Source organism: Microbacterium sp. ZXX196 (assembly GCF_009709595.1).
In the GTDB taxonomy this organism is placed as follows: Bacteria; Actinomycetota; Actinomycetes; order Actinomycetales; family Microbacteriaceae; genus Microbacterium; species Microbacterium excoecariae.
On sequence record NZ_WMEE01000018.1, the window covers coordinates 1 to 14,534 of the forward strand.

The window sequence follows — 14,534 nt, forward strand, 5'->3', positions numbered from 1 at the left end:
CGACTGAAAATCGAAAGGTCACCGGATCGACGCCGGTCGGAGCCACAAGAAACCCCCGCCTAGTCGGGGGTTTTCTCGTACCCGGCCATGTCTCCCGGGTCGAGGTGTAGCCCTACCTGTAGCCATTGCTGAGAGTTTCCTGATGCCTCGTCGTCTCGTTTGGTCCGAAGTCCGCGACCTCCTCGACATCGCCGCCTGCGACACGGTAGGTGAGCTGATCGGGGCGCTCGAGCAGTACCGCGCGGACCCGCCCCTACCCGACCAGCCCATCGAGTGAACGACGAAACACCCCCGAGTACCGCTCGTGTAGAGCAGCACCCGGGGGCGTCATCGTGGGGCCGGCGGGCGGACCCACCTATAGTGTTCCCGATAGTTGCGTGGCGACGGAGGTGAACAGGTCGATTCTGTCGCCGGGCGAGCGTGAAAGATGAGACGACGCTAGTCTTTTCGGCATGGGAACAGCGTTCATCGCGCCTGGGATGCCGAGCGCGGCGACCGCGGGCGGATTCGGGTCGACATGCCGGGACTGCGAACACGCGGCGATCATCGAGCCGCGGCGACCTTCCACCCTCCGAAGGGTGCTCCGCGTTCGACCGCGACCCGCGGCATGCCAGGTGCCCGAGTACGACTACTCCGGCCTCTCCGCGTTGCCGTGCGGGTGCCGCAACGCCTGCCACGGCTCCTAGTCGAGATCGACCGGCGTCATCGCGTAAAGGTTGCCGCCAGATCCGACGTAGTACATCGCGGCAACGTCGTACGCGAACGAGTCGGGCAGATTCAGCGCGTCCAGGGAATGCAACGCCCAGTTAGCCAACCGTGTGTCATCGAGCACACTCAGCGCCGTTTCACCGTCGCAGAGGTTCCCGAGCCCCACGGACCCGTTGTCGTAGGCCACGCCGTAACCGACAGCCGCCGCGGGTTCGACAACCCGCTGTGACGTGTACAGCCGCACCCGATTCCCGGCGACAATCGACACCGCCGTGATCGTCGCCGCAGTGCCAGCCAGGGAGAACCCCATGTCAGGCTGCGCTGGCACCGTCGTCGTATCGAACTCGAGCACCCCTGTGGGCACGTGATAGTGCACGTCGATGTAGGTGGGCGTGACGGTGTAGCCGGTCGGCGCGAACGGCTCCCACCCGTCGCCGTCCACGAGCGCCTGCTGTACACGCGCGTGGAGCTCCCCGAGCTTGTAGTAGCCGACGTTCGTCATGTGCAGGTCGTCGGCGTATGGGAACTGGTACTGCCCGCCGACGACATGAATGCCGGGGACGGTGCGAGCGGCTTCGAGGTGTGCGAGTCCGATGCGTGCCGGTGACCCGTAGTACGCCCACGTCGCGGTCTGCGACGTGATGAGCGGCACCGTGCCTTGCCCGGTCACCGCGTCAATGTCGGCCTCGAAGTCGGTGTGCAGTTGGGTGAACGCTGCGAGGTAGTCCTCGAACGTGGTGCCGAACGTCTGGTCAGCTTCGCCCTGGATCGCGTGGACGGCTTCGACCGTGTATCCGTTCGCGGACTCAACACCGTACGCGGCGGTCGCGTAGTCGATCGCCTGCTCGTAGCGCCCCGACGATCCGCCCTTCCCGAGATCCTCGATGGAGGTACCGCCGAGACCATGCGTGGAGAACAGGTGCCGGTCGGTCGGGCGCGCTTCCGAAAGCCGGTAGCCGCATGACAGTTGCGGCTGCTGTTGCACCGACGACTGCAACGGGATGCTGCTGGAACCGTTCGCGGCTACAAGCCACGCGTTCGCTGTCTCGGGGCCTGTCGATAGGGACGGGACTCCCTGCGATCCGAGCGCGAGCGACTGACCCCAGAAGAGGGTGTGCTTCACGGCCATCGCGTCACACCGCCGTCATCACGGACAGGTCGTCGTAGGCCATCTCGGCGTAGTTCGTGTACGCGCCGCAGAACAGGCCGCGGATCGTCGCTGTCGCGTACCGAGCGATGGTCCCGCTGTAGACCTCGACGTCGTTGAGGACGACGACGAGCGTGCCGTCTGCCTTGGTCGTGATGCGGAACTTGTCGCCGTCTGTCATCGTGTGCCCGGTGAGGGTTGCGAGGGTGGTGTAGGCCGTGGCGACGCGCTCGGAGATCCGGTACGTGGCGTCCACGCTGGAGGTGCGGTGGATCACCAGGTGATTGTTGAGGTCGACATACCGGACGACGATGCCAGCCTGGTTGTTCGCGCCCTTGACGGCGATTGTCGCGCTGAACGTGACGTCGGTCTCGCCGTCGTCGACGCGCATCACACCGACGCTGCTGGTCGCTCCGGTGAACACGAACTGGCCGCCGGACTTCGCCGCCGTGTAGCCCGTGCCGACGACAGCCCACTCGAACCCGCCGACCTCCGTCGTGCCGAGCGGGCCATCCGTGCCTGCCGAGTCCGACCACACCAGGATCGGCACCGGCACTGTGGACACCTCGAAGTAGAAGTCGCCCGCGATGCGGTTCAGGGGGATCACTTCCCCCAACCACAGCGCCGGTCCTGTGAACGTGTCACCCTCGCTACTGAGGCGGGGTGTGCTCGCAACATCCCCGTGTTCGATAATGACCATGCCCGCAGTTGGGAGCATCGGCGCGACCGTCTCCTCGATCGTGGCGTTTAGCTGGTTCGAGAACGCGGATTCCGGGTCGGCTGCGACCGACGTCATCCCCGCATCCGTCACCTGCGCGGCGTCCTCCGCGGCCTGCTGAGCATCCTGCGCGGCCTGCTTCGCCTCGCCGGCCTGCGTGAGCGCCGTCCCCGAGTTCGTGAGCGCCGTACCCGAGTCGGTGATCGCCTGAACGACCTGCTCCTGGTCCGGCGTCGGCACCATCTCGTACGCACCGTCCACCACACGCGGCGCGTACCCGTCCGGCACGCCACGCGGATCCATACCCGCTGCGATGACCGCCGCGTACAGGCTGTTCAGCGGGGTCTCGAGCGTGCCCGACACGGCGATGACCTGCTCGATGCCCGACACGGTACGGAACGCCGGGTACAGGCCCGACGCGTTCGCCGTGAGCTTCGACATCGTCACACCCGACGGGTGCTCCACGATCTGCAACGGCGTCGTCCGCCCCGTGTCCGTAACCGCATACACGTCCGCTTCCGCGTTCGGAATCGTGCGCATCGTGTTCGGGTCCAGAGCGAACTGCTCCGGGAAGTAATCCACCAGCGCCATATCAGTTCCCCTTCGTCACAAACCCGACGGGCGACTTCGTCGACCCGAGGAAGCCCTCCACCCACGGCCACCGCTCCGCGACCTTACGGACGGCCAGGTAGTAGGCCACGAGAATCACCGCCGTGAGGACGAGCTCGAGCGGCTCGACGACGGCCACCCCGATCTCGACCTCCACGTGCGTGATCGCCTCCCCCACAGCGGGGATCGCGGTCGTGAGCTGCGCGAGGATCCACGCGACCGCCGCGGGCACGAGGGTGCGAATCGCACCGATGATCTTGTCGTTGTTCGTCATTCGGGGTCCTCCGTCGTTGCAATGCAGGCGCCAGCCGGTTCGGTAGCGCCGTCGGTGTAGGTGACCTGCCACGTGCCGGTGTCGTCGCAGGTGAGGTTGCTAATGCCGCGGCCGTCTTCGCCCTGTGGGCCGGCGGGGCCACGTTCGCCTTGGGCGCCGGCCGGTCCGGTCGCGCCCGTAGGCCCGGTGGCGCCTGTGGCTCCGGTGAGCCCCGTCTCGCCACGTTCGCCCTGGGAGCCCTGTAGGCCGGGGAGTCCCGGTGCGCCGTCCTCGCCGTCCGCGCCTGGGGCACCGTTCTCGCCGTCGTCGCCGTCCTTGCCGTCCGCGCCGGGGAACCCGCGGAAGCCGCGCTCCCCCTGGGGCCCAGCGGGGCCAGCCGGCCCGGCCGGACCACGCTCGCCGGACACGCTCGGGGACGCCGCTTGGGCGTCGCTCGTGTCGGTCGCGTCCGAAGGAGTGTCGGCGCCCGGGAGGTGCCCGGTGGCGCGCACGTACTCGTCGTAGAGCTCGGAATACGTCTCCGACAGGGTCTGATGGGCCGCCCATCCGGCGTCGGCGCCGGCACGCCACCGGTCGCGGGACTGGGTGATGTCAGCGATCCACACACCGGCGCCCGCGATGACGAGCAGCAGGGCGACAATCATGCCGATCACCGCCCGCCTCACATCGCGACGTTTCGCGTCGAGGAGATCGGTCGTGGTCATAGCAGTCCTTCCGGCCAGGGCGGCGGGGGTGGTTCGTGGCGGTTATCGATCGCGTGACGGAGGACGAGGATGTAGTCGTCCCGGATACGGATCTCGACGCGGAGAGCGTCGACCTTCGACTCGAGGCGCGCGTGTCGGGACTCTTGCTCCTCGATGCGTTCTTGGAGCTGGTCGATGAGGCGGTGCTCGAGGTCGCCCTTTTTCGGGCGCAACGCGAGGAGCCCGGCGATCACGATGCCGATGATGGGGAACACCCATCCGCCGAGGAGGGTGAAGATGTCCGCGGCTGTCATTCATGCCCTCCCCGGCGGTGTGGTCACGTGGACGCCGTCCGGTGCGGTCAGCCCTGCGGGTTCTCGCCGAGGAACGCCGTCACGTCGACGCCCTGCTTCTCCGCGATGAGGCGGATCGCGCCCGTCAGGCCCGCGAGCGCCGCAGCGGTGTCCTCGTCGTGGATCTCCGCATCCCTGGCCCGCTTGTCGATCCACCCGATGCGCTTCACGAGGCGCCCGTTCGACGTGTCGCCGGCGATGCCGAGGCCCTTCGCGCTGATGCTCGTCGTGAGTTCCTTCACGAGCGTCAGGGCCGCGTCACGGGCCTTGAGTAGCCGCGGCTTGATGAACTTCACGTCCTCGTGGGTCATGCGGATGCGGTTCTTCAGCGACTGGCCACCGAGGTCCGCCGCGAGCACGTACTCGCGGGTCTTCTCCGCGACCTTCACGATGTCGTCGTTCGTCAAGGGCATGTCGTCCTCTTCCTCGTCCACGGCCGCGACCTGCGCGCCGCCACTGATCGCGACCCATGGGTCGCCCAACGTGCTTTCGATGTGCCACGGCTCGCCGAACCCGTACCCCGCGGGACTGAACCCGTACGCCGCGGCGTTCGCACGGATCCAGTTCGACCGGGCGTTGTTCGCGACTGTCACGCCGGCGTCCGCGCCGGAATCGCGAATGTCCAGCGCGTGGCCGGACTGATGATTCGAAGTCCCGGGGGCGGCGACCGTCCCCTCGCCGGAGACCCGGCCCCACAAGGACCCGTCCCACCACCGGTAGTCACCGAACGGCGAATGCTCGCTGCGGCGGTATCGGTCCGTGAAGATCGCGACCTGGTCCTCGTAGGACCGATACCCGCTGTAGACGTGGAGCGTCACCCCGGGGAATGCCCGCTCGAACGCGGGCTTCAACCGGCCCGTGAACAGGTCGGCCGTGCCAGGAGCAACCGGCCACCCATCCACTCGCGTCACAGAACCACCCATGACCGCCCCCTCACGCCTTCGGCCACGACGCGAACGACTCAGCCGCCGTCCACACCGACGGGCGCAACGACCCGTTCGTGTCGACGTCGAGCCACCCCACCTGGTCCAGGCTCGAGTTCATGAGCGGAACGAACAGCCGTCGCGTCGGGCGCGCCCAATCCGGGATGTTCGTCGAGTAACTTCCCCCAGTGCCGCCGTAGAACCGGCCCCGGAACGACACCTGGTCGCCCACACGCTTCACCTGCGGCCGCGCGGACCCCGTTCCCGCCTGCCACCCGTTCGTCGCCGACAGGTCCGTCCACGAATAACTCACCGGATCCGCGGCCTGCAACCACGTTTCCGCCGACCCATCCCATACGCGCATCCACACCGAGTTCCCGATGCGAACCGATGTTCCCAGGGCCGACAAGTATCCGAGCGTGAGCTGATCGAACGCGAGCAACGTTCCACCGTCGCCCTGCACCACACGCAGGTCAACGATCTGCTGCACCTGCGTCTGACCGGACACGACCTGCACGAGCGCGATCGGCTGCTCATCCAACACACCAGGGTCGTCGTCGCGTGCCGGGAGGGTCTGGTTCGTGCCGCCCTCGACGACCGCGAACACCGTCTCCCCCAGCCCCCAGTCGCGGCGGGCGACGATCATGTCCCACCGGTCGCCAGCGGTGAGGGTGAGCACTTCCTCCGCGTCGACAACGTCGAGGACACCCGCCCCCCATCCGTCTCCCGGGGCGACCTTCACCGCACGATCCCCCGTGCCGACAGTCACCTTCCACGCGGAAGCATCCATCACCCCATACCGGGAACCCACCCCACGGGAGATGAGCTTCGCCCACTCGATCCCGTCGACCGACCCCGCATACCCCGTGCTTGTGATCGTCATCGGCTACTCCTCTGATCCCTCAAACCCTTGTTCAGGCGGGCGACCTGCCGCGCCAACCTGCTGCCCGCCGTGTCCTCGACCGCCCCAATGTGCGGGGTGACGACGAGCCCATCCCCCGGGGTGTCGTCGATGACCACCTGCGTGATGACCTCGGTCGTGTCGACCGTCCCGACCTGGATGTGCACCAGGTCGCCCACCTGGTATGCCCCGAACCGGAACCAGGACGTTTCGTTCAGATCCGCCGTGACCGACACTGTGCCGGCACCTTCCGCGAGCGCTTCCGCACCGTCCGGGGAGAGGTCCGTCTCCCCCTGCGCCATGCGGGCGTCCTGGAACACCTCCGAGATGAACCCCCACGACGTTTCGCGGGCGGTGTCCGTGAAGCCCTGGAACAGTCGATCCGTGCCCTCGCCTTCCCCGCCGACAACGACGCGCGTCGCCGTGGGGGCGTTGAGGCTCCACGTAAAGTCCCCGACGATGCCCGACTCACGGGTGAGGACTCGGGGGAACAACTCCCCCGCCGTCACATCCACGACCCCGCCACGCAGCGTCCACGTCAACTGGTCCGCGGTCAGCAGGTCCGTGAACTTGTCCGTCAACGGGTGCATGCGGAACTCCACCCGCACCGACGACCCCAAACCCGTCGACGCGGGGACCACCCACCCGAGCCCCAACCGTGTCGACAGGTCCGTGCATGCCGCCTTCATGACCGTTTCCAACGGCCCCGAATAGCGCTTGTACTCCGACGACTGGTTCGACAACGGTTGTGCCGGGTTCTGCCACCCCAGGTTGCGGAACAGCCGGAAGTCATCCTCGACCGTCACGACAACCTCGGACGCGGCCTCCGTGTCCGAACCGTCGATACCGACGACCGGGCCGTCCACGTGCGCCACACCATCGACGAGGACACGAACCCGCGACCCCTCCCCCAACACCGACATGGCCTTGTCGTCGTCGTCGAACGTCAACTCCGCGAACGACACCTGGTTCCACAGCAGCTCCACGTGAACCTCACGCGGAACCACCGTCGCCAGGAACGCCCCGGAGGCGTCATGCACCGTGAAATCGAGACGCATGACACCCCCTCAGAACGCACGGAAATACAACGGCACGAGCTCGATCGACACCCGACCACCACCACCGGCAGTGATCGACAACGGCACCGACCCGCCCGGGGGGATCGGCGCGAACCGTTGGAACCCGAGCTCCTGCGACACATCCGAACCGTTCAACGTCGCCGTCACGTTCCGCGGATCCGTGTCGATCACCAGCACCGACCCATCCGACAGCGGGAACGGCACCAGCACCTCGACACCGTCCACGCCCACGATCACCGGGTCCAACGGGCCCTCGATCACCCACCGCGGGTACGCCTCGACGTCACCCGGGTTCGTGATCTGAGCGTCAGCGAACGTCGCCGACGGGGAAATGTGGAACGGCGGCGACCCAGCCGGATCGAAGAAATCCACCGGATTCGCCGACCGCCACGACCGTGCGATCGGCGACCCCGACCAGTACGGTTGCGCAGCCTCCAACGTCACCCCGTAGGACGACCAGGCGTCGAATACGGGATCGCGAGCGTACGCGTGCGGATCGCTGAAGGTTCCCGTCAACGACAGCTCTCGAAAAGCGCCATCGAAACCCACGCGCCACGTGCCCGCGTTCACGGGGTGGATCGTGCGGAAGAACGCCTCGTACTTCTCGAGGAACTCCGTCGACCGCTCCCCCCAGATCCAGATCGGCCAGAACACGTCCCGCGCCTCCGTGCGCCACCCACGAACGCGAGCTCCGGGAACTGAACGCGACGTCGACTTGTGCTTCGTCACCGTGGGGAAGTGCATGCCCTCCACACCCCGCGTGTCCAGGAACAAGCCTGTATCCGGGCTCGTGAGGTCATACACCTCCCCGTCGAAAACCCACTGGTGCGTCAGCCCACGGAACGCGGGAACCGGCACCGGCGGGGCAGTCGTCGGAGACGACAAGAGAATCACCATCAGGCGAACACCCCCACCCGAGCAAGCTCCCGACGCTTCGACTTCTCCGCCTTCGCGAAGAACTCGTCCACGTCCTGCGTGATGATCGTGCCGTTGTTCGTGAACCCACCGAGGCCCGAACGCAACGCTCGAGACTCCTCCGGGTCCAGCACCGCCTCCGGGCGACCCGACTGGTTCACCGCAACACCGCCATGCGGCAACCACCCGCCCTGGTCGTACAGCTTCGGAACAACACCACCCGAAGCCATCGCCAAGTGCACGTGGTTGTAGTGCTGCCGCTTCACCGCATCAGACCAGCCGGAGAATGGCTGCCCATTGAGCAGCTGCTTACTCCCAGCCGGCGTGTAGATCAGCTCCGACGCATTCGGGAACAGCGCGGCAACTCGGTTGAACGTGTCCATCGACGCGGGAATCAGGTCGATCGCGCGACCGCTCGCGTGATACGACATGCCGCCGTTCACAGTGCGAGAACCCGCCCGGTAATCCGACGTCTTCACCACGCCAGGGATCGCGTTCTGGACGATGTCCCACATCGCCTGCCAGCCCATGCCCTTCGTGCCGTTCGCCTTCGGCGCTGCACCCTCGAACATGCTCGCCAGGTTCGTGACGAGCATCCCCGGGAGAGCCCCGATACCGCGCTGGAAGATGTTCCCGCCGTCCCCGAGAAGAGGCGACAGGATCCCATCCACGATGTGCTGCTTGATCGCACCAGCCGGGTCCGAGATGAAATCCCAGGCGACCGATGCAGCGTTCGCGACGTTGTCCCACACGTCCCCCAGGAACGAACCGACACCGCCCCAGACGCCACCGTCAGCGAACGCCTCACCACGGCGGGCCATCATGTTCAGCCGGTCGACGCCCGCCTTTCCACCCACCATGCGGGTGAACTCGGGGCGCATGATCGCCTCGCCACCGGAGAGCGCCAGGCGACCGCCCGTGGGCGAGTAGAACTCGTGCACATCCCGACCGGGTGTGTACCCGGGGAGGACACCACCAGTCGCGAACTTGACCAGGTCGGCCTTCGGGAGCTTCATGTCGTCGAGCCCGAGCTCGTCCACAACGTCGTTCCAGAAGGACCGCAGGCCGTCGTTCCACACCGTGCCCAACACGAAGTTGACCGGCTTCGCGGCGGCTTCCTTGATGCCGTCCCACGCCATCTTCACGACTTCGGGGATCTTCTCGAACGCCTGCCCAACGAGATCGATCCCGTTCCGCAGGGGCGCGAAAACGTGATCGTCGATCACGTTCCACCCGGCGCGCAACACCCGCGCGATGTTGTCCCACGCCGGCTTGACGAACCGCTCGTACAGGATGCGGAAACCCAGACCGAGCAGCTCGAGCTTGTCGCTGATCCACCCGATGACCGGTTCGATGACGGTCCGCCACACCCACTGGAAGATCTCGCCGATGAAGTTGAACACCGGCTGGATCACGGTCTGCCAAAGCCACGTGACGATCGCACCCCACGCGCGGAAGTAGGCGACGATGAAGTCCACCACCGGGCGGATGACGTTCTCCCACACCCAGGTCATAGCCGCACCGATCGCGTCGAACGCGGGCGCGAGGACGTTCTTCCACAGCCACTCGCCGACGGCCGCCCAGAACCGGAAGTAGTTCACGACCAGGTCGATCGCGAGCTTCACGGCGGCGCCGACAATCTGAATGCCCGTCGAGATCGCGTTGAAGACGGGCTGCAGGATGTTCTCCCACAGCCACGTCGCGATCTCACCGATCCACGTGAACACCGGCTTGATGACGTTGTTCCACGCGTCGGTGAAGAACTGGGAGATGTTCGCCCACGCCTCCTGGAGGAACTGAACGAACCCCGCCCAGATCGCCTTGCCCGTCTCCGTCTGGGTGAAGAAGTAGACGAGGCCGGCGACGAGAGCCGTGATCGCCGTGACGATCAGACCGATCTGGTTCGACTTCAACGCCAGGTTGAACGCCTCCTGAGCGGCCTTAGCAGCCTTGGTCACCGTGGTCCACACGGAGATCGCGCCCGTCCACACAGCCCACGCCGCCGCCGCCGATCCGACTGCGACCGCCAGGGGGCCGAGCCAGGTCATGTTGTCGCGCAGCCACGTGACGACACCCGCCCCAACATCGACGATCGTCTTGATCGCGTCGATCAGCTTTGGCGCAGCGTCAGCAACGAAAGATCCGATCGCGGACCCGACGTCCTTCGCACCCTCTTCAAACGGCGCGAGCCACGTCGTAACGTCCTGGATGCCGCCCACCATCTGCGGGAAGATCCCCGACAGGAGCCCCTCGCCGACGCGCCCCATCGCGGCCATGAAGTTGTCAAACGCGCCCGACCATGTCCCACCCATCTCGGTGGCGACCGTGCCCGACGCGTTCTCCGCAGCCTTCGCGAACGTCTCGAAGTTGATCTCGCCCTCGGAGGCGAGCTTGAACACCTCACCGGCGGTGACGCCCATCTGATCCGCGAGCGCCTGGTAGATCGGGATGCCCCGGTCCGCGACCTGCGAGATGACGTCGTTCTGCACACCGTTCGCCTGGGTCATGGCCTTCGAGAAGATGGATCCCATCTCGCCGAGACCAGTCCCCGCCGCGGCCGCAGTGTTGGACACGGTCGAGAGGATGCTCTCGAGGTCCTTGCCCGGCTTGATGCCAGCCGCCACCGCCTGAGCCGCCACGGTCGCGGCATCCCCCAGACCGAACGCGGTCCCCTTCACGGACGCGAGAGCGTTCTCCATGATGAGGGTCACACTGTCGGCGTCGTGCCCGAGCCCGCGGAGCTTCGCCTGCGCCGTGTCGATCGCCGTGAGCCGCTGGAAGCCCTTCGCGAGCGCCGTCGCGAGGCCCGCCGTGATGGCGGCCCCAACAGCCACCGCACCTACCTTGACGGTCTTCCCCATCGACGACATGAGGCGCGACCCAAGCGTGGAACCGGACTGCGTCACCACGGCTTCCTGGCCGCTGAGCGCCTTCGTGAGGCTGTTCTTGACGCCAGGCATCTTGACGGTCAAAGCCACATAGGCGTTCGCGATCTCAGTGCCAGCCATATGAACCTCGCAGTCGCGATATGCTCGCCACCGACGGCGAGGGAGAGTGTCAGGTGGGGATCAAGAGCTGGTACGCGGACAACCGCAAGCACGCGCCATATCTCGCGCGCTACGGGACGCATAGCATCGACCGGGGCACGTACAAGCACGATGTTCCCGGGAAGCTCGGGTTCGTCACCAAGGACGTCGCCGGCGCAATCGCGACCTACGAGCCAGGCGGAGACATGGGCGCCCGCAGTACCCTCACGCGGGTAGCAGCTGGTGCGATCATCGCGGGCCCGGTCGGGGCTGTCGTCGGAGGGATGTTCAAGAAAGAACGAGGCCGCGGCTACGTCACGGTCGAGTTCCCTGACGGCGACGTCGTGGTCGTCGACGGCCCGATCAAAGACGAACCGAAGATGCGTCAGTTCGCGGCGAAAGTGAACGCCGCGGCCTCGTTCTACGCAGAGTGACGGGCAAGGAAGCGCTGCAGCTTCTCGTCCGCCCTCTGCTCCCGGGCGCGCACAAGATGCGCCGGCTCCGGGGCGGGGATCTTCTTCGGAGGCGTCCCCTTACCTCCCCCGAGCCCATGCCCGAGAGCTCGAACGTCGTACTCGATCTCGCGCAGGAACAACGCCTCAAGGGTGAACGCGTCGTCGCCGCCCATGTCACGGAACAACGCGCACCCCGACGGCAGGCACCCGAGCAGATCCAGCACCTCCGAGAGCTCCCGGTGCGGCTCCAACCGCCCACCTCGGAGCAACCGCAACCCGTACTCGGATTGAAACGACGCCCGCAGAGCACCCTCGTGATTGTCGAGGGCGCCCGCGAGCATCAGGAGTTTGGGGCGAGCGCCTCAAACAGATCCATCACGAACGTCGATGCGCGTTCCACGCCGACACGGCCGGTCTCCTTGTCGCGGAGCCCGTCCATGACGGTCTTCCACTCAGCGCCCACCAGGCGTCGCACGAGAGACGGAAGCCGCGACGCGTCCTGCGCGTCCTGGAACCCGCGAATGTCATCGAGCAGCTCGAAGTCGTCCAGCGCCTCGTCCGGCACACGCACCTCGATGCCGTCGACAACGACCTTCTTGCCCGGGACGGTGCGATCACCGATCGTGATCTCCACCTTCTCCGGCGCCTTCGGCTTGTGATCCTGAGGGCGCTTCTTCGCCGTCTCAGCCATAGTCATCTACCCCGTTTCGCCCCGAGGATGTGAAACGGGCGGGTAGAGGCCGGGGCAACATCCTCTACCCGCCCAGTCTGTTACGGCTCGACGACGGGCACGGACGCGAAGTGCGTGTACTGCCCGATGATCTCGCCGAGAGCCGGGAACGACGCGATTGCGTTGTTCACCGCCGTGCGCTCACCGTTCGGCGACACCTCGAACCGAGGGATCACGAAGCGCTCCTTCTGCGCCGTGTCACCCCGGTCGAACAGGTCGATGACCGCCGCGTAGGCGGTGATCTTCTGCCCCGGGTTGCGCGTCGCTTCGCGCACGCCCGTCGCGGTCGTCACCGAGACCTCGTCGTACCGCATGCCGAAGGTCAGATCCTTCGACTCGAGCGCCGTGAACGCGAGCTGCGTTCCGGTCTCGTTCATGTACTGACGCACCACGGCCGCTCCCTGGTGTCCGCGGATCTTCTCCACGGATCCGGTCGCCGTCTCCGGGATGCCGTCCTCCGAGATCCAACCGACCGGGATGAACGCCGCATCGGGGGCGCCGTCGATCGTCGTGGGAAGGGTGCTCCCGATGGGGGCCAGGTAGATCGTGTCGTCGTCGCTGCCGAACAGGCGAGCGAGATCGGGGTTGAGTTCACCCATAATGGGTCTCCGTCCTCTAAAGCAGAAAGCCCCGGCAAGAGCCAGGGCAACGTGGTTGTGGAAGTGGTCAGCCGGCGCGCACGCGCATGCGAACCGACAGCGAATATCGCGGGGACTGCGAATCAGGGTCCGGGTCCGAATACGGCCCCGCGACCGTTTCCACACCCCGCACGAGCGGCATTGCCGTGTACTCGTTCAGGAAGGCGAAGTGGCACAGCCGGGCGATCTCTTCCGCCTCAGCCGCCGTGGATGCCCACGCCTGGACTGTGACGATCGGCTCGTCGAGCACCCGGTTCAGCGTCGTACCGCCCGTGCGCCAAGCCCGAACGAACGACGCTGGCCGGGAAGCGGGCACCACCGTCCGCACAGGGACGGGGACGCGCGCCGAGAGGAACCCGTACACGAGCTCGTCGACCGAAGCGAGTTCAACGCCCGGCACTGAGAGCCCCCGTCAGCTTCTTCTCGCGCGCCTCCTCAGCAGCGCCCGTCGAGTTCGCGGGTTGCACGAACGCTCGAGCGACCCACCTGTGCGGGCGCGACACGACCTCGAAGTTCGGGCCGGCCGCTTCCTGAATCTTCCGGGCACGCTCCTCGACGAGATCCTGCACGGGCTTGGACGTCATCAGCTCGTTCAAGCCCTTGAGATTGATCTTCACGCGGACTGTCACGGGGCCCTCCTAACCGTCGACCCGCCACACCTCGACTGGCATCGACCAGCGAGTAGGCGTGTTCTCTGCCGTGTAGTGCTGAGGGTCACCGATCACATGAAGCGGATCCCCGCCACGCACCTTCACCCGAGCACCTCCGAGCGTCGCCGGATAACCCTTCGGGAAGTGCAGGTTCCAAACGACCTTCACCCCTTCGGGCCTGTCCGCGTCGGACAAGTCCGCTCGCGGGCCAGGGGCAACGAGCACGTCCTCGACCGTCTCCGAAACCCACGTGACGGTCGGCTCTCCGAAACGATCAGGGACACCCTCGACAGGCCGCTCGACCACGACCTGCTCCCCGATCACACGACACCCCACGGGCGCACGTACTCGGCCTCGTTCGACAACGGCACCGTGAAGGCCCGTTGCCGACCGCACTGCAGGAGCGCCTTGTCCGACTTCGACAGGTACAGGTCACCAGTCGGGTTCGCGAACTGCTGCGTCTCCTGGTACGGACCGGCGCCCTGCTGGAATGAAGTCACCCCAGCCGGGACGCCCGAAGAACCAGCGAGCATCGCGCGCTTCACCATCTCGCACGACACGATCAGGCGAGCCGACAACTCCTGATCCGTCGGCGGGTCCGACACGGGGCAAACCGCATCCAACCGCACCGCCGCATCATCGAGCAGCACCTCAGCCCTAGAAGTCTCCTCAGCCGAGAGGGGGCGCCACCGCGCCACCAGATCGCTAACATCCGCGTACGCCAT

At 66.5% G+C, this 14,534-nt stretch carries 18 protein-coding genes; 2 read left to right on the plus strand and 16 right to left on the minus strand.

Annotated elements, in window-relative coordinates; all coding sequences use genetic code 11:
• Positions 1-142 precede the first annotated feature (142 nt).
• Positions 143-277 carry a hypothetical protein gene (locus GJQ66_RS15215; protein WP_268866085.1) on the plus strand — a complete coding sequence of 45 codons (135 nt, stop codon included), beginning with the start codon at positions 143-145 and terminating at the stop codon, positions 275-277.
• A 405-nt stretch (positions 278-682) separates the two neighbouring features.
• Here GJQ66_RS15215 and GJQ66_RS11430 read toward each other — a convergent pair whose 3' ends face one another.
• The 10 genes from GJQ66_RS11430 to GJQ66_RS11475 form a co-directional block, all read right to left on the minus strand.
• Positions 683-1,831, minus strand: a complete 1,149-nt coding sequence (locus tag GJQ66_RS11430) for a sialate O-acetylesterase (protein WP_196215870.1) — start codon at positions 1,829-1,831, stop codon at positions 683-685.
• Positions 1,832-1,841: 10 nt separating this feature from the next.
• Complete coding sequence (locus GJQ66_RS11435; protein ID WP_155049495.1) at positions 1,842-3,164, minus strand: hypothetical protein; 1,323 nt, start codon at positions 3,162-3,164, stop codon at positions 1,842-1,844.
• Between the two features lies 1 nt (position 3,165).
• The gene (locus tag GJQ66_RS11440; RefSeq protein ID WP_155049496.1) at positions 3,166-3,456 is read right to left on the minus strand and encodes a hypothetical protein; all 291 of its coding nucleotides are present in this window, start codon (positions 3,454-3,456) and stop codon (positions 3,166-3,168) included.
• On the minus strand, positions 3,453-4,109 hold the full coding sequence (locus GJQ66_RS11445; RefSeq protein WP_230379556.1) for a collagen-like protein: 657 nt from the start codon (positions 4,107-4,109) through the stop codon (positions 3,453-3,455). Before GJQ66_RS11445 ends, GJQ66_RS11440 begins: the two co-directional genes overlap by 4 nt.
• 47 nt (positions 4,110-4,156) lie before the next feature.
• Positions 4,157-4,453: a hypothetical protein gene (locus tag GJQ66_RS11450; RefSeq protein WP_155049498.1), complete on the minus strand. Its 297-nt coding sequence runs from the start codon at positions 4,451-4,453 to the stop codon at positions 4,157-4,159.
• Between the two features lie 47 nt (positions 4,454-4,500).
• Positions 4,501-5,415, minus strand: a complete 915-nt coding sequence (locus tag GJQ66_RS11455) for a D-alanyl-D-alanine carboxypeptidase family protein (protein WP_155049499.1) — start codon at positions 5,413-5,415, stop codon at positions 4,501-4,503.
• Positions 5,416-5,425: 10 nt separating this feature from the next.
• Positions 5,426-6,298: a hypothetical protein gene (locus GJQ66_RS11460; protein WP_155049500.1), complete on the minus strand. Its 873-nt coding sequence runs from the start codon at positions 6,296-6,298 to the stop codon at positions 5,426-5,428.
• On the minus strand, positions 6,295-7,374 hold the full coding sequence (locus GJQ66_RS11465; RefSeq protein ID WP_155049501.1) for a hypothetical protein: 1,080 nt from the start codon (positions 7,372-7,374) through the stop codon (positions 6,295-6,297). The genes GJQ66_RS11460 and GJQ66_RS11465 overlap by 4 nt, the downstream gene beginning before the upstream one ends.
• Before the next feature lie 9 nt (positions 7,375-7,383).
• Positions 7,384-8,169 carry a hypothetical protein gene (locus tag GJQ66_RS11470; RefSeq protein ID WP_155049502.1) on the minus strand — a complete coding sequence of 262 codons (786 nt, stop codon included), beginning with the start codon at positions 8,167-8,169 and terminating at the stop codon, positions 7,384-7,386.
• 122 nt (positions 8,170-8,291) lie between these two features.
• A complete protein-coding gene (locus GJQ66_RS11475) occupies positions 8,292-11,318 on the minus strand; it encodes a tape measure protein (protein ID WP_155049503.1) in 3,027 nt (1,008 codons plus the stop codon).
• Positions 11,319-11,338: 20 nt separating this feature from the next.
• Between GJQ66_RS11475 and GJQ66_RS11480 the strand changes: the two genes are divergently transcribed.
• The gene (locus GJQ66_RS11480; RefSeq protein WP_155049504.1) at positions 11,339-11,770 is read left to right on the plus strand and encodes a hypothetical protein; all 432 of its coding nucleotides are present in this window, start codon (positions 11,339-11,341) and stop codon (positions 11,768-11,770) included.
• On the opposite strand, the gene GJQ66_RS11485 is transcribed toward GJQ66_RS11480, so the two are convergent.
• The 6 genes from GJQ66_RS11485 to GJQ66_RS11510 all read right to left on the minus strand — a co-directional run bounded on the left by GJQ66_RS11485 (position 11,758) and on the right by GJQ66_RS11510 (position 14,534).
• Positions 11,758-12,042, minus strand: a complete 285-nt coding sequence (locus GJQ66_RS11485) for a hypothetical protein (protein WP_155049505.1) — start codon at positions 12,040-12,042, stop codon at positions 11,758-11,760. The genes GJQ66_RS11480 and GJQ66_RS11485 overlap by 13 nt on opposite strands.
• An 89-nt stretch (positions 12,043-12,131) precedes the next feature.
• Entirely contained in the window at positions 12,132-12,488 is a 357-nt protein-coding gene (locus tag GJQ66_RS11490) for a hypothetical protein (RefSeq protein ID WP_230379550.1), read from the minus strand.
• A gap of 74 nt (positions 12,489-12,562) precedes the next feature.
• Positions 12,563-13,120, minus strand: a complete 558-nt coding sequence (locus GJQ66_RS11495; protein ID WP_155049507.1) for a hypothetical protein — start codon at positions 13,118-13,120, stop codon at positions 12,563-12,565.
• A 67-nt stretch (positions 13,121-13,187) separates the two neighbouring features.
• Positions 13,188-13,559, minus strand: coding sequence for a hypothetical protein (locus tag GJQ66_RS11500; protein ID WP_155049508.1), 372 nt, complete (start codon positions 13,557-13,559; stop codon positions 13,188-13,190).
• Entirely contained in the window at positions 13,546-13,788 is a 243-nt protein-coding gene (locus tag GJQ66_RS11505; RefSeq protein WP_155049509.1) for a hypothetical protein, read from the minus strand. Before GJQ66_RS11505 ends, GJQ66_RS11500 begins: the two co-directional genes overlap by 14 nt.
• A 341-nt stretch (positions 13,789-14,129) precedes the next feature.
• Positions 14,130-14,534, minus strand: a complete 405-nt coding sequence (locus GJQ66_RS11510) for a Gp19/Gp15/Gp42 family protein (RefSeq protein ID WP_155049510.1) — start codon at positions 14,532-14,534, stop codon at positions 14,130-14,132.

Excerpts from the sequence above, each read along its gene's own strand:
- GJQ66_RS15215 (WP_268866085.1), top strand. The coding sequence starts at position 143 with ATGCCTCGTCGTCTCGTTTGGTCCGAAGTCCGCGACCTCCTCGACATC.
- GJQ66_RS11435 (WP_155049495.1), bottom strand. The coding sequence starts at position 3,164 with ATGGCGCTGGTGGATTACTTCCCGGAGCAGTTCGCTCTGGACCCGAAC.
- GJQ66_RS11440 (WP_155049496.1), bottom strand. The coding sequence starts at position 3,456 with ATGACGAACAACGACAAGATCATCGGTGCGATTCGCACCCTCGTGCCC.
- GJQ66_RS11450 (WP_155049498.1), bottom strand. The coding sequence starts at position 4,453 with ATGACAGCCGCGGACATCTTCACCCTCCTCGGCGGATGGGTGTTCCCC.
- GJQ66_RS11455 (WP_155049499.1), bottom strand. The coding sequence starts at position 5,415 with ATGGGTGGTTCTGTGACGCGAGTGGATGGGTGGCCGGTTGCTCCTGGC.
- GJQ66_RS11460 (WP_155049500.1), bottom strand. The coding sequence starts at position 6,298 with ATGACGATCACAAGCACGGGGTATGCGGGGTCGGTCGACGGGATCGAG.
- GJQ66_RS11465 (WP_155049501.1), bottom strand. The coding sequence starts at position 7,374 with ATGCGTCTCGATTTCACGGTGCATGACGCCTCCGGGGCGTTCCTGGCG.
- GJQ66_RS11475 (WP_155049503.1), bottom strand. The coding sequence starts at position 11,318 with ATGGCTGGCACTGAGATCGCGAACGCCTATGTGGCTTTGACCGTCAAG.
- GJQ66_RS11480 (WP_155049504.1), top strand. The coding sequence starts at position 11,339 with ATGCTCGCCACCGACGGCGAGGGAGAGTGTCAGGTGGGGATCAAGAGC.
- GJQ66_RS11490 (WP_230379550.1), bottom strand. The coding sequence starts at position 12,488 with ATGACTATGGCTGAGACGGCGAAGAAGCGCCCTCAGGATCACAAGCCG.
- GJQ66_RS11495 (WP_155049507.1), bottom strand. The coding sequence starts at position 13,120 with ATGGGTGAACTCAACCCCGATCTCGCTCGCCTGTTCGGCAGCGACGAC.
- GJQ66_RS11510 (WP_155049510.1), bottom strand. The coding sequence starts at position 14,534 with ATGGCGTACGCGGATGTTAGCGATCTGGTGGCGCGGTGGCGCCCCCTC.